At 58.3% G+C, this 19,745-nt stretch carries 11 protein-coding genes and 1 pseudogene; 2 read left to right on the top strand and 10 right to left on the bottom strand.

Annotated elements, in window-relative coordinates:
• Position 1: 1 nt before the first annotated feature.
• Complete coding sequence (locus X268_RS00065; protein WP_128923040.1) at positions 2–622, top strand: hypothetical protein; 621 nt, start codon at positions 2–4, stop codon at positions 620–622.
• Here the strand turns inward: X268_RS00065 and X268_RS00060 are convergent.
• From X268_RS00060 to X268_RS00015, 9 genes and pseudogenes are all read right to left on the bottom strand, one after another.
• A complete protein-coding gene (locus tag X268_RS00060; RefSeq protein WP_128923039.1) occupies positions 619–3,870 on the bottom strand; it encodes an AAA family ATPase in 3,252 nt (1,083 codons plus the stop codon). The two genes, X268_RS00065 and X268_RS00060, sit on opposite strands and share 4 nt — an antisense overlap.
• A 911-nt stretch (positions 3,871–4,781) precedes the next feature.
• Positions 4,782–4,910 (bottom strand): H-NS histone family protein, encoded by a 129-nt coding sequence (locus X268_RS40810; RefSeq protein ID WP_245478005.1) that lies wholly within the window; start codon positions 4,908–4,910, stop codon positions 4,782–4,784.
• Between the two features lie 176 nt (positions 4,911–5,086).
• The gene (locus X268_RS00050) at positions 5,087–8,473 is read right to left on the bottom strand and encodes a VCBS domain-containing protein (RefSeq protein WP_128923037.1); all 3,387 of its coding nucleotides are present in this window, start codon (positions 8,471–8,473) and stop codon (positions 5,087–5,089) included.
• A gap of 14 nt (positions 8,474–8,487) precedes the next feature.
• Complete coding sequence (locus tag X268_RS00045) at positions 8,488–9,738, bottom strand: VCBS domain-containing protein (RefSeq protein WP_208764409.1); 1,251 nt, start codon at positions 9,736–9,738, stop codon at positions 8,488–8,490.
• The gene (locus X268_RS00040; protein ID WP_164937443.1) at positions 9,735–10,031 is read right to left on the bottom strand and encodes a VCBS domain-containing protein; all 297 of its coding nucleotides are present in this window, start codon (positions 10,029–10,031) and stop codon (positions 9,735–9,737) included. The genes X268_RS00045 and X268_RS00040 overlap by 4 nt, the downstream gene beginning before the upstream one ends.
• A 14-nt stretch (positions 10,032–10,045) precedes the next feature.
• Complete coding sequence (locus tag X268_RS00035) at positions 10,046–12,799, bottom strand: VCBS domain-containing protein (protein ID WP_430648247.1); 2,754 nt, start codon at positions 12,797–12,799, stop codon at positions 10,046–10,048.
• 586 nt (positions 12,800–13,385) lie between these two features.
• Positions 13,386–14,213 carry an ABC transporter substrate-binding protein gene (locus X268_RS00030; protein ID WP_164937442.1) on the bottom strand — a complete coding sequence of 276 codons (828 nt, stop codon included), beginning with the start codon at positions 14,211–14,213 and terminating at the stop codon, positions 13,386–13,388.
• Between the two features lie 1,038 nt (positions 14,214–15,251).
• Positions 15,252–15,419: pseudogene (locus X268_RS40805) on the bottom strand (helix-turn-helix domain-containing protein); the annotation flags it as partial.
• A 616-nt stretch (positions 15,420–16,035) separates the two neighbouring features.
• Positions 16,036–16,833: a helix-turn-helix transcriptional regulator gene (locus X268_RS00015; RefSeq protein WP_128923031.1), complete on the bottom strand. Its 798-nt coding sequence runs from the start codon at positions 16,831–16,833 to the stop codon at positions 16,036–16,038.
• A gap of 625 nt (positions 16,834–17,458) precedes the next feature.
• On the opposite strand from X268_RS00015, the gene X268_RS40800 reads away from it, so the two are divergent.
• Positions 17,459–17,725, top strand: a complete 267-nt coding sequence (locus X268_RS40800; protein WP_128923030.1) for a helix-turn-helix domain-containing protein — start codon at positions 17,459–17,461, stop codon at positions 17,723–17,725.
• 300 nt (positions 17,726–18,025) lie between these two features.
• Here the strand turns inward: X268_RS40800 and X268_RS00005 are convergent, their stop codons facing one another.
• Entirely contained in the window at positions 18,026–19,261 is a 1,236-nt protein-coding gene (locus tag X268_RS00005) for a hypothetical protein (RefSeq protein ID WP_245477737.1), read from the bottom strand.
• Positions 19,262–19,745 lie beyond the last annotated feature (484 nt).

Below are 19,745 nucleotides of genomic sequence, written 5' to 3'. Positions count from 1 at the left end.
CATGGGAGCATTGATACCAAGTCCGAATGACCTTGAACTCATTGATGCCTTAAATACCAGCTTCAGCGGCAACAAACTCAAAACGCTTCGTAAGCACATCAAAGATAAGAATGACGACTTCTTCGAGCCTACAAGAAAGCTGCGCCGAATCGCATGGCGATTGAAAATCTTCCCCGTATCGGGCGGCAATCGACCGAAAGGGAGATGGCTGAAATTTCTGAAGGACATACTGACTTCGTCTGTTCACGATAAGATACTTGCCGAACTCCGTTCTGCAGTGGGAGTTCCGGGCGCGATCAATGATAAATGCGTGGGGGTGCGTTTCTGGGCAGTATACGAGTCAGCTCTTGGCACGCCTTACGACGTTGAGATCTACGACGACCCTGATCCCAACGGTCTCTTCTGGAAGACGATAATCTTGAAATGCAAGACTGAGATTGACGCAAATGAGCCCGGAGACGCCAGCGATCCGCCAAAAGACAATGGCGAACAGACTCCTCCGCAACCTTCACTGCTAACCACAAGGCGTCAGAGGAGACAGCCTGCAAGTGGCCGCAGCTCGAAGAAAGTTGTCACGCGAAGGGGTAAGGCAAAAAAAGGCAAGAAAACTAGAAAGCGCTAGTCTGTCGCCCTCCCGGCGCGCATCAAAACCGCCTGACGCGGCGAAACAGCCGACCCGGCATCAAGCGACGAAATATTCGCCACAGCGCGTTCGAATATTCGAGCGCCTGTTTCCTCTATCAACTCGCCTACTCGAGCGAGCTCCCGCTCCCCGTCCACGCGTCTGTCGGTCTCGCCCGTTATCAGCAACGCACGTGCGAGAACTATGCGCGCTAGGCACTCCGCAACACGAGTATGGCGCGAGGTCGCGACCTGTACTGCTTCTTCAGCGGTTGACAGCGCTAGGCCTACGTCTCCTTGCATCAAATAGGCGCTTGCCAGATCGGCCAGCATTCGAGCTTCGTTCTCCAGTCCAGCTTTCCGTGTTCTCGCGAACGCAAGCGCCTTTGAAAGATCACTGACAGCCAAATCGGCATGACTGGCTATCAAGTGGGACAATCCTCTGCACGCCTGCGCATAAACGCGGAGGTACGGACTTCCGCTTTTGACAGATAGCGAAAAGGCACGATCAGCATGTTCTTGAGCTAGGACGACATTGCCCTCTGCCCAAGCTAGATCTGCATACGCTAGGCTTGGTATCACAAAATGTATTGCATCCAACTTGGCACCGTCCGAGTAGAGAATCCGGTCGAGTATAGGCCGCGCTTCGTCTCCCCGTCCAAGCATGACGAGGGTTTGCCCGCGCATCGCTGCAAGCCAGACATCAATGTCAAATCCAAGCGTCTGACGATCAAACTTCTCGATCTCTTGGGAGCGCTCCATAGCTTCCGTGTTGGCTAGAAGCGCCTCAGTCATCCGACCGGAGAGGCGCAATGCGTGGCATAAGACCGCCTTCAGAGTGATCTGAACACTAACGTCTTGTCGCTGATCGGCGATCACGATCGCTTCTCTTATCCGATCAACATATTCATCAGCGGAGCCTCCATTGGCGAGAACGCGTCCGTAGGCGGCATTGATGAGTGCATTCGCCCTGATGTCTCCCAGCGAGACCGCTATCTCTTTGGCTTCTTCATAGAAAAGCTTTGCATCCTCCGCCGGAATCCCCTCGCGCCAGCCAAAATTCACGATCTGACCGCTGGCCATCATTCGGAGATAGCTAGTCGTCTGCGTTGCAGGTTGGTCAAGCAGAAGCTCGCGCACCTTTTTCCAACTGCGAAGAGCCTGCGCAGGATCGTTTGTGCCGACCCACATCGCAGCCTGCACGTTCTGCTGTGCCGCCAAGAGCTTTTCTCCGGCGTGTTCCAAATGGTACGCCACCAGCCCCGCATATTCAGCTGCACGCGCCTTGTAGAAGGATTGCATAGCCTTCGCCACTGCGCTGTGGATCTGGCGGCAACGTTCTCGAATTAGAGATTTGTACGCGACTTCTTGGATCAAGGGATGGCGAAACGAAAGCGATGCCTGATCGTACGGGGGTATGTCATACAGGAGCTCGGCCCGGCGAAGCTGATCTACAGCTGTGTTCAGTTCATCAGGGGCCTGCGACGAGACCATTCGTAGTATCGGCATTGGCACTATCCGGCCAATGACGGATGCATTCTCAAGAACGGATTTTGTCCTCTCATCAAGGTGATCGATCCGCGCCGCGACCACGGCTTGGACCGTCGTCGGAATGGGAATCACGTTCATTCCGCCTGTTAGGCGGTATGAGCCCCGCTGTCCTTCCAGGCTGCCTCGCTCCACGATCGTTTTGACAAGCTCTTCAAGAAAGAACGGATTACCCTGTGCGCGCTCCACGAGGTTTCGGCTTAGCAGCGCGAGTGAAGCGTCGCCTCCCAATTGGCTTCGGAGTAGTTGATCGGCCTCGCTCGATGTAAGCGGCTGAATGCCAATCTGGCGGTAGTGACTTCTCTGCATGAAAGCGGCCGTAAAGCCTGGCCGGAGATTTACAACCAAGAGCATTGGCGTTCCAACGACCGAGTCGCAGAGAACCTCAACAAACTCCTCGCTGGCTTCGTCGATCCAATGCAGGTCCTCGATGATCACTACATTTATGCTATCCGGCGAGCCCGAGCGAGCCAGAGCTCTGACGAGATCAAGGAGCAAGGTTTTTCGCGTCTTTGGGTCCAGCTTGGGTGCAGGGTTGCGTGGATCAGATAGTCCCAAGAATTCCAATACTAGAGAGGGGAGGCTCTCGGAAGATGAGAGAACACTGATCCGATCCAGGACTCGTGCGCGAAGGACATCGACCGGCTCTGTGGTTCGAATCCCGAATATGTCGCGCAGCAGTTCCAGGACCGGCTGAAATGGGGTTGCGCGTCCATGCGCCAGTACCCGAGCCTCGTAGACGCGGATTCCTCTATGGCGGCAGCTCTCTGCAAACTCGAAGCAGAGGCGGCTCTTTCCAACCCCCGCTTCACCGACAATGCCAACTACGCGGCCGTCTCCCCTGCGCGCATTCGACAACTCTAATTCGAGAGCAGCACTCTCATTTTCGCGCCCAATGAGAGGACTGAGCTGCCCGGCGCGAAAAATATCGCTCGATGGGGCATGGCGTGTGCCCAGCAGTCGGTACCCCTCTACGGGCGCCGCAATTCCCTTGAGATTATAGGAACCGAGAGAAGTCGCCTCGACGAACTGTTTAGCAGCTGCGAACGTCGCTTCGCTAATGAGGATGGTGCCCTCTTCGGCGGCCTGCTCCATTCTGCTTGCAAGGTGAACGTTCACGCCCGCAGCATCATAGGTCTGATAGATGCTGTTCTCGACCGTCTGAACCACCACCTCCCCAGTATGGAGGCCTACCCTGATACCTAGGCCACAGTTTGGAAGCTTGGCAACCGAATCCTGCATTGCAAGAGCTGCAAGACAACCACGAACGGCATGATCTTCGTAGGCGCGGGGAGCCCCGAAGAGGGCCATGATGCCATCGCCCTGGACCTTATTAACCGTGCCCCCAAAGCGGTGAACAGCATCTTTCATCGAGGCGACGATTGGCTCGAGACACCTCATCGCAAGCTCTGGGTCGCCTAGGCTATCGATGATGGAGGTAGAATTTCGAATGTCAGCAAATAGAACTGTAAGATGCCGACGCTCTCCGCCCTTTTGTTGCAAGGATCGAAGCACGCTTTGAGCTGACTGCAGCGGCTGCGCTACCGGATTTGTGAGCGGGGCGCGGCATTGACCACAGAACCGACTGCTGCTCAGGTTTAGATGGCCGCAGGAGTGGCACCTATTGCCCAGTTGGGCGCCGCAGGCTTCGCAATACAGGTTGTCGGTTCGATTCTGCTCTCCACAATCCAGGCATCTCATGGGCTCGCCCCGCCAGAACCTAGTTGGTTACACCTAGATTATCTGTTCCGGGTCCCGCGACAAGATTAATTCGAACGCATTGGGATCACGAGGATGCTCCCCCATGGGGCCATGCTAACGTTTCCTAAACACCTGTGTTTGCGCAATTCTGGAGAATCCCCGACAATAACTCGACAGTCCCGCTTAAGGCGTTCCGCACTTCCGAGGGCCGTCGATCGAGTAGTACGAGCCTGCGCCGACAACTGCAAACTCACTAAGGACGTCGTCCGAATTCCAGATCAGCGCAAAGCTGCTCGCCGCGCGGTCCTTTTATGTGCGCTTGCTGGTTGCGCCGCCCTCGAAAGCTGTCCGGGCCACGCCACGCGCGACCACCGGCCTGTCGGATGAGCAGCTCGCGCGGATGAAGCGGGAATCGGCCTCGCTCGCTCGTGAATTCAAGGTAGCTGAGCAGACCTACGGCGCCGATCTTCTCGACCTGGTACTGGCTGTGGCTACTCTCGAAGCTGCTGCATAACGGCGAAGTAGTTGGCTATCTCGCCAAACATTTTCAGGAGCTGTTATTCGAACTCCAGCGCATCACCGAGTCGGAGGCAAATGCAGCCTGACCAGCCCCCGTTCGTCGGCTTTTGAACGAATCGGCCGCATTCGCGGTATGCGCTGCTATGGAAGAACTCGGCCAGGGGCTGCCCCTTCATTTAACCGCATCGGCTGAGCCGTTTGCGAACGCACCGACGGCGTTCAGAAGGCGACTGCGTCAGTCCGGAGCCTAATTGATGAGATGGGAGCAGCCACGCACTTACCAGCGCAGCCTGGCTGCGCGGAATAGTCCAAGAGAGAAGCTAAAAAATGGAAGCGACGCAGGATGCACGACTAGGCACTAGGCACGTCGGCGAGCAGCCGAACACTTTCCCCTAATGGATCTTGAGATCCTCAAGAGACTTGCCCTGAGCGAGTAATTCCATCATCCAGCGCGGCTGTCGCCCGCGCCCGCTCCAGGTCTGAAAAGGACTTTCAGGATTTTGGAACCGGGGTTTGATCATTGGATAAGGCGCGCGCCGTTTCACCAGGCGAGATTCTAGGCCTGTCCTATCTAGAAGGATGCTGCATATTTCGTGGTAATGGATCAACAGTTCTTCCAATGATAGCGAGTGATAGCTGCTCATAGCTGTCCCCACACATAAGCGGCAATCTGCCGCCATTTTTTAAACTGACATCATCACATGAGGTCCGCCCGGGGTATGTAAATGATAGACGTTGCGTTCACTTGATCTGAAACAATAGCGAAGTTGTCCGCCGAGTAGTCACCCGAAAAACTAAGATGAGCAACCTGCGATCCATTTGCGATGGTGAGCAATCCGCCGGTACCCTCAGAATTTTCCAGATAGCTGATTGTCGACCCGTTTGGATTTATGTTTTCGAGTTCGATTACGTCTGAGGCCTTGAATCCCGAAATCACCCCATTGAAATGGAATACATCTCCAAGTGCCAGTGTCCCCCCCGTTTCTGACCCAAAGGACACATTCGCAGTGGACGAGGCCTCCAAATCAAGAATACCTCCGCCGTCTACGACTGCGCTGCCGTTACCCGCAATCGTTCCCTGAACCGTGAGTTTGGCCCCGTGCGCCCAGAGCAATCCTGAATTTTCAACTGAGCTGATGATGGTCAACCCACCGCTTCCCGATGCCTCCAAGACTCCCGAATTCTGTACAAGGTTGGATCCCGTATCGATAACCAACTGATGAGTTCCGGTTGCAGCTATGGTGCCGGCATTTGTTAAGCTGAGTTCGCCGTTACCTAACTGACCAGCACCTGAGATTGTGTTGTCCTTGTTATCCAGTGTAACGTTTGAACTCGTGCCAGAAATGATGTTGAGATCGCTATCGGACAAAACGATGCTACCGCCACCGTCGAGCGTCGCACCATATTCAGTCAACTGCAGATCTGTTTCCGCGCCAATCGCGCGAAGCATAATCGTACCGGAATTGTGCACGTAGCCTGTTAGAGGCAGCAATGCTCCGTCGTAGATCGTGAGGGTTCCGTTACTGTTGACCACGGGCATTTGATCAAACACAAAATTCGCGTCCGTGAGAGTGTCCGCGGGAGTGCCTTGAAGAAGGATGGATTGCCCGTCGGACAAAGTCAGCACCGCATCACCCTTGCCATCGTCTGTTAGGTGAGACTCGACGTCGGAAAAGCTGGTGAACCCGGCGTATCCGATGAGGTCGATCTGATCATGCGAGACGTCGAAGCTATAGAGGATGTCGTGCCCGATAGGCTGAGCGAAAACGATGAGGTCGTTTCCGTTTGAAGCGGTCAGATAATCATTGCCTGCCCAAGCAAATATCGGGGAGCTCGGTGTATAAGCCTCAACATTATCGCCCAGGTGTACCGTGGCCGTGGTGCCATCCGCAAATACGAGAGAAGCGGTCACATCGAGCAGGAGAGCACCTGAAAAAGAGCTAGGCGTCGTCACGCTGATGGAATCAAGAGCGGTCGTTTGCACCGTCCAGCTTCCGTCGGCATTTCGCTCTCCCTCGTTTACAACCCAATCGTTCGGAATGTTCTTGATGATGACAGTAGCTTTGTACGTCATATCTGACGACGGATCGACTAGGCCGAGGTTGATTGGATCACCCGCAATACCGGCCGGTGCATTGTTTTTTGCACCAACCACATAAGTCCCCAGGCTATAAGCCGTTGAGCCACCAAAGGCTGTGGGAGGTGGAAAGAGGATATCGCCGGCGACATGCCCATCTGTTCCGTCCCAGGCTTTAAATGTCAGCTGCTCGATTGGTGCATTTGCTGCTCCTATAAAGCGAACACTGTCGTTAGCTGATAAGAGCAAATCACCTGTGGTCGGGATTTTGAGCCAAACGGTCGTGCCTGCAAGCTTGTATTCCCAGTCTCCGTTCGCGTTATCGACAGCAGTGATCATAATGCCGACGTGATTGTTGTCAGCGTCACTTACCGGTAGATTTGTGTCTCCGAAAAAGAACTGACCGTCCGAGCAGACAACTTGGCCATTGTTGGCGGCAAGGTTCTTAACCGTGTCGAAAGTTGTTGCGCTGCTTGCGACGACGGGCGCCGAGTTGTTGTCATTGGTGCCGGTGATCGTGACGTCGATCAGCTGCGAGGCCGTACCGTCCGCCGAGGTCACCGTCAGCTTGTCATGGACGATCTGACCGCCCACCAGCGCCTGAACATTGGCCGCCGCATTGTTGAGCGTGTAAGTCCACACCCCGGTGAGCGGATCGAAGGTGAAGGTGCCGTAGCTCCCGGACAGCGAGGCCGGGGTCTGGAAGTGGTTCTCGCCGCTGTCCACGTCGGAGACCGCCAGCGTGCCGTTCGCGGTCAACGTACCGTCTTCCTTCACCGCTCCGGCCGCCGTGCCGCTGATCGAGGCCCCGTCATTGGTGCCGGTGATCGTGACGTCGATCAGCTGCGAGGCCGTACCGTCCGCCGAGGTCACCGTCAGCTTGTCATGGACGATCTGACCGCCCACCAGCGCCTGAACATTGGCCGCCGCATTGTTGAGCGTGTAAGTCCACACCCCGGTGAGCGGATCGAAGGTGAAGGTGCCGTAGCTCCCGGACAACGAGGCCGGGGTTTGGAAGTGGTTCTCGCCGCTGTCCACGTCGGAGACCGCCAGCGTGCCGTTCGCGGTCAACGTACCGTCTTCCTTCACCGCTCCGGCCGCCGTGCCGCTGATCGAGGCCCCGTCATTGGTGCCGGTGATCGTGACGTCGATCAGCTGCGAGGCCGTACCGTCCGCCGAGGTCACCGTCAGCTTGTCATGGACGATCTGACCGCCCACCAGCGCCTGAACGTTGGCCGCCGCATTGTTGAGCGTGTAAGTCCACACCCCGGTGAGCGGATCGAAGGTGAAGGTGCCGTAGCTCCCGGACAACGAGGCCGGGGTCTGGAAGTGGTTCTCGCCGCTGTCCACGTCGGAGACCGCCAGCGTGCCGCTCGCGGCTAACGTACCGTCTTCCTTCACCGCTCCGGCCGCCGTGCCGCTGATCGAGGCCCCGTCATTGGTGCCGGTGATCGTGACGTCGATCAGCTGCGAGGCCGTACCGTCCGCCGAGGTCACCGTCAGCTTGTCATGGACGATCTGACCGCCCACCAGCGCCTGAACGTTGGCCGCCGCATTGTTGAGCGTGTAAGTCCACACCCCGGTGAGCGGATCGAAGGTGAAGGTGCCGTAGCTCCCGGACAACGAGGCCGGGGTCTGGAAGTGGTTCTCGCCGCTGTCCACGTCGGAGACCGCCAGCGTGCCGCTCGCGGCCAACGTACCGTCTTCCTTCACCGCTCCGGCCGCCGTGCCGCTGATCGAGGCCCCCTCATTGGTGCCGGTGATCGTGACGTCGATCAGCTGCGAGGCCGTACCGTCCGCCGAGGTCACCGTCAGCTTGTCATGGACGATCTGACCGCCCACCAGCGCCTGAACATTGGCCGCCGCATTGTTGAGCGTGTAAGTCCACACCCCGGTGAGCGGATCGAAGGTGAAGGTGCCGTAGCTCCCGGACAACGAGGCCGGGGTCTGGAAGTGGTTCTCGCCGCTGTCCACGTCGGAGACCGCCAGCGTGCCGTTCGCGGTCAACGTACCGTCTTCCTTCACCGCTCCGGCCGCCGTGCCGCTGATCGAGGCCCCTCATTGGTGCCGGTGATCGTGACGTCGATCAGCTGCGAGGCCGTACCGTCCGCCGAGGTCACCGTCAGCTTGTCATGGACGATCTGACCGCCCACCAGCGCCTGAACGTTGGCCGCCGCATTGTTGAGCGTGTAAGTCCACACCCCGGTGAGCGGATCGAAGGTGAAGGTGCCGTAGCTCCCGGACAGCGAGGCCGGGGTCTGGAAGTGGTTCTCGCCGCTGTCCACGTCGGAGACCGCCAGCGTGCCGTTCGCGGTCAACGTACCGTCTTCCTTCACCGCTCCGGCCGCCGTGCCGCTGATCGAGGCCCCGTCATTGGTGCCGGTGATCGTGACGTCGATCAGCTGCGAGGCCGTACCGTCCGCCGAGGTCACCGTCAGCTTGTCATGGACGATCTGACCGCCCACCAGCGCCTGAACATTGGCCGCCGCATTGTTGAGCGTGTAAGTCCACACCCCGGTGAGCGGATCGAAGGTGAAGGTGCCGTAGCTCCCGGACAACGAGGCCGGGGTTTGGAAGTGGTTCTCGCCGCTGTCCACGTCGGAGACCGCCAGCGTGCCGTTCGCGGTCAACGTACCGTCTTCCTTCACCGCTCCGGCCGCCGTGCCGCTGATCGAGGCCCCGTCATTGGTGCCGGTGATCGTGACGTCGATCAGCTGCGAGGCCGTACCGTCCGCCGAGGTCACCGTCAGCTTGTCATGGACGATCTGACCGCCCACCAGCGCCTGAACGTTGGCCGCCGCATTGTTGAGCGTGTAAGTCCACACCCCGGTGAGCGGATCGAAGGTGAAGGTGCCGTAGCTCCCGGACAACGAGGCCGGGGTCTGGAAGTGGTTCTCGCCGCTGTCCACGTCGGAGACCGCCAGCGTGCCGCTCGCGGCTAACGTACCGTCTTCCTTCACCGCTCCGGCCGCCGTGCCGCTGATCGAGGCCCCGTCATTGGTGCCGGTGATCGTGACGTCGATCAGCTGCGAGGCCGTACCGTCCGCCGAGGTCACCGTCAGCTTGTCATGGACGATCTGACCGCCCACCAGCGCCTGAACGTTGGCCGCCGCATTGTTGAGCGTGTAAGTCCACACCCCGGTGAGCGGATCGAAGGTGAAGGTGCCGTAGCTCCCGGACAACGAGGCCGGGGTCTGGAAGTGGTTCTCGCCGCTGTCCACGTCGGAGACCGCCAGCGTGCCGCTCGCGGCCAACGTACCGTCTTCCTTCACCGCTCCGGCCGCCGTGCCGCTGATCGAGGCCCCTCATTGGTGCCGGTGATCGTGACGTCGATCAGCTGCGAGGCCGTACCGTCCGCCGAGGTCACCGTCAGCTTGTCATGGACGATCTGACCGCCCACCAGCGCCTGAACATTGGCCGCCGCATTGTTGAGCGTGTAAGTCCACACCCCGGTGAGCGGATCGAAGGTGAAGGTGCCGTAGCTCCCGGACAACGAGGCCGGGGTCTGGAAGTGGTTCTCGCCGCTGTCCACGTCGGAGACCGCCAGCGTGCCGTTCGCGGTCAACGTACCGTCTTCCTTCACCGCTCCGGCCGCCGTGCCGCTGATCGAGGCCCCTCATTGGTGCCGGTGATCGTGACGTCGATCAGCTGCGAGGCCGTACCGTCCGCCGAGGTCACCGTCAGCTTGTCATGGACGATCTGACCGCCCACCAGCGCCTGAACATTGGCCGCCGCATTGTTGAGCGTGTAAGTCCACACCCCGGTGAGCGGATCGAAGGTGAAGGTGCCGTAGCTCCCGGACAGCGAGGCCGGGGTCTGGAAGTGGTTCTCGCCGCTGTCCACGTCGGAGACCGCCAGCGTGCCGCTCGCGGCCAACGTACCGTCTTCCTTCACCGCTCCGGCCGCCGTGCCGCTGATCGAGGCCCCGTCATTGGTGCCGGTGATCGTGACGTCGATCAGCTGCGAGGCCGTACCGTCCGCCGAGGTCACCGTCAGCTTGTCATGGACGATCTGACCGCCCACCAGCGCCTGAACATTGGCCGCCGCATTGTTGAGCGTGTAAGTCCACACCCCGGTGAGCGGATCGAAGGTGAAGGTGCCGTAGCTCCCGGACAACGAGGCCGGGGTCTGGAAGTGGTTCTCGCCGCTGTCCACGTCGGAGACCGCCAGCGTGCCGTTCGCGGTCAACGTACCGTCTTCCTTCACCGCTCCGGCCGCCGTGCCGCTGATCGAGGCCCCCTCATTGGTGCCGGTGATCGTGACGTCGATCAGCTGCGAGGCCGTACCGTCCGCCGAGGTCACCGTCAGCTTGTCATGGACGATCTGACCGCCCACCAGCGCCTGAACATTGGCCGCCGCATTGTTGAGCGTGTAAGTCCACACCCCGGTGAGCGGATCGAAGGTGAAGGTGCCGTAGCTCCCGGACAGCGAGGCCGGGGTCTGGAAGTGGTTCTCGCCGCTGTCCACGTCGGAGACCGCCAGCGTGCCGTTCGCGGTCAACGTACCGTCTTCCTTCACCGCTCCGGCCGCCGTGCCGCTGATCGAGGCCCCGTCATTGGTGCCGGTGATCGTGACGTCGATCAGCTGCGAGGCCGTACCGTCCGCCGAGGTCACCGTCAGCTTGTCATGGACGATCTGACCGCCCACCAGCGCCTGAACATTGGCCGCCGCATTGTTGAGCGTGTAAGTCCACACCCCGGTGAGCGGATCGAAGGTGAAGGTGCCGTAGCTCCCGGACAACGAGGCCGGGGTCTGGAAGTGGTTCTCGCCGCTGTCCACGTCGGAGACCGCCAGCGTGCCGCTCGCGGCTAAAGTACCGTCTTCCTTCACCGCTCCGGCCGCCGTGCCGCTGATCGAGGCCCCGTCATTGGTGCCGGTGATCGTGACGGTGATGGTCTCATGAAAAAGATCAGCTCCGGCCCTGCTATCGAATCCGATTGTTATAACGATCTGCTTGTTCGCACCCAGAAATTTAAACTTGGCCGGATCGTAGCTGACGACCCCCGTCGTGACATCCAGGGACACCAGTTTGGCCAGATCAATACCATCTGGAAGATTCGGGCCTGTTATCGATAAGATAGCGGCGCTTCCTGAAACGTACGGAGTAAGAACATCCGACGGATTCGAGTCGGCGATTTTCACCTGCTCGGCGATTGAAAAATGGGCTTTGTCGTGAACCGCGGTTACACTTATTTTTGTCGGGCTAAATAAGAAGAAGATGTCAGCCGACTGATTTTCAACAACCGACTTGTCGGAAGCGACAGTGAAAGAAAAAGTCGGAACTGTGGCGCTCACGGTTTTCATCAGAGGCCCGATGCTTTCAGGAACAATCGAGTCCGTGAAATTCGTGGTCAGCTTGGTGTTGGTGTTGTTGTCGGTGAACTTCAGTGTGAACACGTCCTCAATGAGTTTCTGCACCTCTGGTGATAGCTGCGCATTGGAGACCGAGACGTTGCCGCCGCTGATCTGGATCATCTGGCCGGCCTGGTTGACCGTCGCGATCGGCAGCAGCGTGACCTTGTCGAACAGAATGTAGGAGCCGGTGGTGCCGTTCGGCTCGACCAGAACCTGGAAGCTCGCCTGCGGTTGCGGATCGCCGCCGCCGGCGGGGACGATGAAATTGATCTGGGTGAGCACGGCGGTGCCGCGGATGCCCATGGTGGCGACCGGCGTGTCGATCTTCATGTCGCCGTGCTTGGCGGTCTCGCCGGCGACGAAGGTGATGGTGCCGGCGACGAGGCTCAGCAGCGAGGAATTGCTCGACCCGTTGGGATCGTAGACCATCTCGTTCAGCACCATCCGCGCGTTGGAGGACAGGCCGAACACAGTGCCGTCGATGAAGGTGATGCCGAGCGTCGAATCGGCGCCGGTCGAGACCACGTCGCCCTTCTCGACGTTGTCGCCGTTGTTCAGGATGACCGAGACACCGTTACGGATGACCGTCGCGGTGCCGGTGAGCTTGGTGACGTGGCCGATGACCTGAGCCGCGGCAGCGCCGGGCGCGGCCTGCGCAACCTGCACCTGGCCCGTGAGCGCGCTGACGATGTCGCCGGTAAGATGGGCGCCGTCGGGCGACGCAATCGCAGCGCGCGTCTCGCCCTTGAAATAATCACGAAGTACGAACTCCGCGCCCTCCTTGGACAGTACGAGATCGATACCCTCGCGCTTGAAATTGCCGTGAAAGACCAGGTCGGGATTGGGAACAACGAACGCACCTGCCGGGACATGCCCGGGCCCCTTGGCGGTCAACGAATCGCCATGGCTATAGGCAGGAGAACGGGAATCCTGCCCCTCCGAGGGACGCGCTGCGTCGAGGTTGAAAAGGTGCTTCACAATGTCTAACGATTAATAAAATATTAACTTCTGGTTCCCTATCACCTGCCGAGACACGACGAAACCACCCAGTGCTTGTACAATTGGGCCAACAACGCTGTCCTATTTCCCCGTTTGCGTGCGTACGAAATGACTTGTGTGAACATCCCTTGGCAAATGCGGAACCTTCATTTTGAGCGCCCGTCGAACGTCTCGGAATCAGTTTTCAGATGTTGTGGAAGACGTCGGCAGGTGATCAACCGCGGCCTAAAACGATTGCTGGATCAAAAGCGATAAAGGCAGACCTCGGCAGAGCTCAGGGATCGGCCGCATGTAGCCACCATCTGAGCGACGTTACTCACCGTCGTCACAGGCCTTTTGATTTACTCCGCTCAGCTGTTCGCACTGTTTCACGCGTATCGTAATTACCAGCTCCGACACGAGAGGCCACAGAACGCATGCAGCAGTGCTGCAATCAGCTGGCGCCCAAGTCATCTAGGCCGTGTACTTGGCGGCGTCATATGACTGGTGACTACGTCCCCTTTGCTCCGACAGCGACCAAGCTCGCGCGGCAGCGAAACATGTCGCGATGGGCCAACAGAAGACCTCATTCAATAACTTCGGCGCTTACGAGGAGAGACGGCGGGATCGCGACGCCAAGTGCTTTAGCTGTCTTTATGTTGATGGTGAAGTCCAAGCGGGTGGGTCCTTGAAACGGTAACTCGCCCGCGGCTGCGCCATTGAATATGCGCTCTACATAACTAGCTGCCTGCTGGCCCAGTTCTCGGGGACTTGGACCATAGCCGATCATCAAGCCCCGTTGAGCGCTCTCGCGAAAGCCTCCAATGGTCGGCAGTCCGGCTTTTGCCGAAAGCGCGGCAAGAACTTCGCTGTCGCGATTTAGCTCTGGGAGAGGCACAATTACAAGCGCTTCAACGCCATGTCCGCGCAAAGCGTCAAAGGCGGCTGCATACTCGCTTGGATTCTCGACCCAGATTTCGACGAGTTCTAGTCCTGCCTCGGCAGCAGCCTTACGCAAGGGCGGAAAGCCCGCTTCCACAATTTTGCGATGAGCGGCCAGCACCCCAACGCGACGCACGGAGGGCAACGCTTCGTGAAGCAGCGCCAGACGCTTGACCTCAAGCTGCGGCGCGATCAGGCAAACGCCGGTGACGTTGCCGCCCGGATGCGCCCAACTCTCGGCGACACCGGCATCGACTGGGTCGGTGCCTATCGGTGCGGCGACAATCGGAATTGTTTTCGTTACTGAGCGCGCAGCGTGGAGCGGCCAATCGGAAGAGGCGACAATGACATCGGGTTTTTCGCTAACCAGCGCATGCGCCAGCCCCGACATTTGCTCCTCCGTACCAGCGCGAAAATCAACAGTGAGATTGCGGCCTTCGACGAAGCCGCGGCGGGCCAAGTAGGACAGCATGATAGAGCCGAAGGTGTTACTGCCAGTGGTCCCCGGAGTTGTGAGCAGACCCAAGCGCCAAACCCGTTCCGCGGCCTCTGCGGACGTCACCGAAAGCACCGCGAATACCGCGCAAATGACCGCTGCCGTCCTCATAGCGGAATTCCTCCATGCGGCTCTGGCTTCCATCCTGGCACTCTATACCACACCTTGAGACATCTCTGCCTTGGGTCAGAAGCGGCGGTCGTGGCAAGCGCAGCTGTACGCCCGGTCTCTAGCCAATAGCCACAAGCACCGATATTGCCGTTCAATGGCGTGGGCCGGCCCCCGGGCAGGAAGCCCACCCGTAAATTTCCCAAGTGTCGGCATTTTCGGTCGCTGGTTAACTGGTGCGGATCGAGCGCCGCATCATGAAAACACCGAAGCCAAAGCAATGGGCCGAGCAGGAGGTCCGACGATTAGTCGGGCTTGCCCGGCAGGGAGTTGGTACATCGAGGATAGCCGCAGAACTCGGCCGCCACGCCGGATCGGTGAGGCGCATGGCACAAAAGTTGGGACTACTGTTGAAGAAGTAATTCCGAGCCATCTTAAGCGCAGCGCGGCTGACCTACAGCCCAAAGCCGCCCGCTAGGGCCTATAATTCGTGCGGAGCTAGAACTTAGATCGTTTGCAGCAATATCATCCCGGCGACGGTCACAATGAAACCGATTGCCGTCACTGCGGCGAACCACCGCTCTACGCTATGCATGAACCCAACCCTAAAGGAATAAGTTTGCCTAGCAAAAAGTGAGAGCTGGCTGTCCCCGTCGAGGGGAACTTTGAGTAACCGAAAGCTCTCACGCGGCCATACTCTGCGCCGATCGCGTGGTGTTCGCCTAATCTGCGATTGCTGGGAGCGAAAAGCTAGATGTGCACGAGTGATCGCGCTGTGCATCATTGGCTAGCCGGGCTATTGGTCCCACACCAGCTTGCCGCAATCGCATTTGAACGTGAGGACGTGGCTGTTTTACGCCGCAAGCAGAGAGCGATGTGGGTTGAATTCGGGAGATGAGGGGGGCCTAGTTCTGCAAGTTCTTTACGTCGAAGAAGTTCGATACGTTTTTGTGTCGTCCCCTCGAACCGAAGCAAGTCTCGGTCGCGAAGTGTAGACAAAGTACGCGGAACGGTCTCGAACGTCAGGCCGAGGTAATCCGCGATGTCGCGACGGCTCATGGGCAGGACCATGAGTTCCGGGGTTATATTGCATTGCCTGCGTCAGGTGATGCGCGTTGCTTGTCTGCTTGCCCTTCAGCATCCTCATGGAGCTTTCGCACCTGACAACCGGGCCGGGACCTGGATTCCCGGGATGCACGATGTTGGCAAGGCGCTTTGAACATGGCCCAGATCACGTGATCCAATGGGTCTTGATGCCGTTGGTGACGTGCTCAATTCGGGCGAAAGAGCGATTATCGGACAGGAGCGCGAGTTACGTCTGCGCAAGGCATTTCTTCACGCGATGCGAAAAGAGCTGGATCAGCGGCGACACTGATCGCGCGGCAGACTGCGCTGCAATGCCGTTAGCGCTCCCGCGGCCGGCTATACGCGCCCCAAAACGCGATTAGAACGAGAGCTATCGCTCCAGTTCCCAGCAAACAGGAGAATCGCATCCAACATGACGAATCAAGCTCCGCCCCTGCGCAGTATACACCGGCTTTGGGCGTGCTAATGAGACGGCCGTCTCGTCCCGACTGGGGCATCGCAACCCCTCGTACCATGCCAGCACAAAATCGAGCCTCTACAGAGATCAGCAATCGGTCAAATCACCGATACAACAGGTACGTAATTGATGTACGCCCGCTCTCCTTTATCGCAACTTGCGGAGCCATAACGCACTGAGTGCCGACCGATTGCGCACACCAAACTTGGCGTAGATCGCCTTGACGTGGAAATGCGTAGTGTTCGGACTTTGGTCGAGCTTCTGCGCAATGTGCTTTTCCGTGTGCCCGTCGAGCAATGCGAGAAGCACCCTGCGTTCAGCAGGTGTCAAGGGGGCGTTTGCGATGAGCAGACCATGGCTGAGCAGTTGCTGCCGGTGAAACCACCGTAAGGCACGCATCGCGAAACCTAGACGCTGAGCGTCCTGAGGCGTGAAGCGCGGCGACTGCCCGTCGCGAAATACAAACAGGCGAATCCTGACGTCGGCATTGAGTGCGATTCGCACGGAAATGCTGTCGGCGAAGCCGGCGTCCAGATAGTGCCGGCGATAGTGCTCGCCCTCAAACCATTCCTGCGGCAGTGCTTCGAACAGCAGACGGACGCGGAAGGGCTCATCTCCCGACATCGATAGGATCTGAGACAGGTCAACGTTGTTGGACCAGAGCGTATCGTACTGCTTCTGCACCGATGCTGCCACCACCGGAATCGGGTCGAGTACGCGGACCAGGCGCGGACGCCAGCCGAGCAAGGGATCGGCCCGCTTCGGCGAGGGCAATCGCACGAGCACACCCCATAGCGAATTGCGTGCCGACAACATGGTGCAAAGTGCGGACAACAAGTGCGTCAGTGCGGCGTCACCCTCGCCGACGGAGAAGTCGGCCAGCTGGTCCCAAAGTGCGTAAACTTCTTGATCTTGAGGATCGGCAAAATTGATGGCGCGATTCATAATTTCCGAAGCGTACGTAGATCGGCTATTAGCCAGAACATGCATAAACGATAGCGATCCACCTATCTAGGTAGTTTTCATCTTTGAGTGGCGCGATATGCACAGTTGGAGCTGGGGAAGACTTGGTCTTCATTGTCACGGTATTCGGAGATTAACGATGCGCGCAGCAGCGGGCCCACGCCGGCTTGACACTTCCGACCACGACCGAACGGAAGGGCGATGGCGGCTGGGCTTTTTAATCATCCTATGTTGTGCCGGTTTGATTGCACTCGTGGCATTCGCGGAAGAGCCCCCCAATAATGTGGCGATCCGGCCGTCTGGCCCGCTACCCCCTGTTAACATTCCCTGAGTCGCTTACAGCCCAAGATTTCATGCGCATTGGAAATTGTGTGATGCAGCCCCTAAGCCATCGGGCATACTTGCTGATACCGATTACACTTAGCCTGGCCGCCCGTTTCGCTTTGGCATTCTGGGAAATCGAAGAAGCCCGCTGCCGATGGCGGCAGCGCCGTCAGCTCGTGAAAGAGGCACGACGCTCAATACGAGCCAAATGATCGCTAGGACAGCATTTCGGAGTTAGGCGGTAAATTGAGATTAGCATGCCACAGACTCCAGGGACCCATCAATGAAGAGGACCGCCTCAACCTTCGCCTTTCAAATGGGAGCAAGAATACGAAAGTGTCGGCTCGGCGTCCGGATGACTCAGGCTGATCTCGGAAGGATGCTAGGTGTTTCCCAGCAACAGATTGGACACTATGAGGCCGGCATCAATGAAGTCCCCGCCGCGCGCACGTTCGATCTTTGCAGGATTCTAAACGTTCCTTTGTCGTCCATTATCCCAGGCGAAAGGCCGCCGCCCGAACCAGGTCATCTCGGTTCTGAGTTACTTTGATTAATTAGACCGGATCCTGGCTAAGCGGCTCGCCGCTTTATGTCCGCTCAGGCCCCAACAGTGGCGGAAAAGCAGCACAAACCTGAGGTCGCCGAAGGGCCAAAGCCACTCGACGGATCCAACACGATGCCAGGACGAGCCGCAATCCGAACGACGGTACGTCTACTGCAACGCGGAATCCGCCTTTTCCGCCGGACTTGATGTCATTCGGATATCCATTGTTATGGAAGAAGTCGGCCGACGGCCTAGCTCCTCTCCGCATGATTAGGAGCGCAAGAACGGCAGCGTGCCAAAGTAGCGTTAGTCGACGCGTCCGGCTTCATCCGCGACCACGTCGCGGATTCTGGGGCGCAGGACGTTTACAAAGGTGTTTACGCGCTCCGCCAACCAGTCAAAGGCAGCCTTTCGAATGGCAGCGTCGTTCAAGTTCCCTACCGTCTTAGAATCGATAATCCGCGTGCGATTATATTTGTCGTTCGTCAGCCGGGCTGTACCGTTCAAAGCGGGTTTGATTTCGTCCCAGTTGGCGACGATTTCATTCATGGCGATCTCGCCGGGGCTGTTCTGACTGGCAGAGAGGAAAACGCCCACCTCTCCTTTGTGCAAGTCTCGGTAGACGGTGAGCCAGCTGCTGCCTTGGGGGGCCGGCAACATGAATGCTAAGTAGCCCTGACGCGCAGGCTTGGGGACGCTCTGGGTCCGATCGTCCAGTTGCAAATGAGAGTCCAAAAACTCCTTCCAGAATGCCTGCTGTGTAGCGGCCAAAGCAGCGCGGTCTGGATCGATCTCTGTGTCCTCCTCAGCCGCGCCTTCGTTCAGATCCTGCACAACAAAGCCTTCGGGTGCAGCAACGACATTGCGCACAATGGATGTTGTGCGGGCCACGACACGGGGAGCGACCAAATGCTCTCCGTTAGGCAACCGGTAAACCGGAAATTCCACCAGACCAAAGGTGAAGTGCAATCCGGCATGGATCCGCAGATAACTTGCTATGGCCTCGACATCTTCGCGTACTCCATCACCGAGAATTAGTAGTAGAAAGCGACCGCGGCGAAGGTTCGCCGTGACAGCGTCGGTGAATTGGATCTCGTCAACATTCGGAGCTACGTTACGGACAAGTTGAAGAAGTGCGTCCGGTCCTGTTCCTGTGCGGCTTCCGACTTCTCGCTGGAGATCAGAAAAAGACCATCGACTGAGCACCTTGGCATAGTCCAGGATTTGGCCGATCACCTCGCGCCGCGCTTCTGGATTGCGCCACAGCTTGCACTCGACCAGAACCGGCAGGCCCGAAGGAGTGATTAGAAAATTGTCGACGCGTCCAGCCTTGCCAAGCTGCATTTCTCGGCAAACGCTCAGCGCACCCACGAACAACGGGTCGATTTCGGCGATTGGCAGAGCCGCCGGGTGAGCGTGAACTATTTCCTGTATTTGTGCCTCAAGTATCGAGGCCGCCGAACCGTGCTGCGGGACAAGCTCAAGAGCAATAGAGGATCCTTCTGCAGAGAGAAGAATAGGCGCGCTATGTTGTCGATCCAAAGTGTGCTCCGTGGATGTCGTTAAAGCTGACCGAGCCCAGATATTCGCCGTACCCTAGGCGTTGGCTGCCAACCTGATTCATCGATCCTTCGTTGTGAAACATTCGCCCCACGCTAAAGAGCGATCTCCGCGGCCATATCCGGACACGCTTCCGTCAAGACCTGACTATAGATCGAGATCTTCTGCTCGCTCGTCATACCCGAGCGTCTCGTCATAGCGGATGGAGAAGGCACAGCATGCAATCTAATGGACCTACCTTCCAGTCCCAGTGTTCGTGACCTGGGCATCCGACCCAAGACATTCGAAACCTTGATTACCCGCTCACGAACCATGTATCGGCATGTCTCGCGCTCCGCTAGGCCTCCTGTAAAGATGACGTGCTCGATTGTTCGATGCTCCCTAAGCACGGATTTGAAATCCGAGGGCTTGAGAAGCCTCAGGTCGCGATCCAACGCCGAACCTAGCCGGGTGCGAACATATTGCT

The sequence above is a fragment of the Bradyrhizobium guangxiense genome (genome assembly GCF_004114915.1).
Taxonomy (GTDB): domain Bacteria; phylum Pseudomonadota; class Alphaproteobacteria; order Rhizobiales; family Xanthobacteraceae; genus Bradyrhizobium; species Bradyrhizobium guangxiense.
Note: the sequence above shows the minus strand (reverse complement) of the source record. Positions and strands in the feature narration are given on the sequence as shown.

Coding starts and splice junctions, on each gene's coding strand:
- X268_RS00065 (WP_128923040.1), top strand. CDS start 2: ATGGGAGCATTGATACCAAGTCCGAATGACCTTGAACTCATTGATGCC.
- X268_RS00060 (WP_128923039.1), bottom strand. CDS start 3,870: ATGAGATGCCTGGATTGTGGAGAGCAGAATCGAACCGACAACCTGTAT.
- X268_RS40810 (WP_245478005.1), bottom strand. CDS start 4,910: ATGATCAAACCCCGGTTCCAAAATCCTGAAAGTCCTTTTCAGACCTGG.
- X268_RS00030 (WP_164937442.1), bottom strand. CDS start 14,213: ATGCTGTCCTACTTGGCCCGCCGCGGCTTCGTCGAAGGCCGCAATCTC.
- X268_RS00015 (WP_128923031.1), bottom strand. CDS start 16,833: ATGAATCGCGCCATCAATTTTGCCGATCCTCAAGATCAAGAAGTTTAC.
- X268_RS40800 (WP_128923030.1), top strand. CDS start 17,459: ATGAAGAGGACCGCCTCAACCTTCGCCTTTCAAATGGGAGCAAGAATA.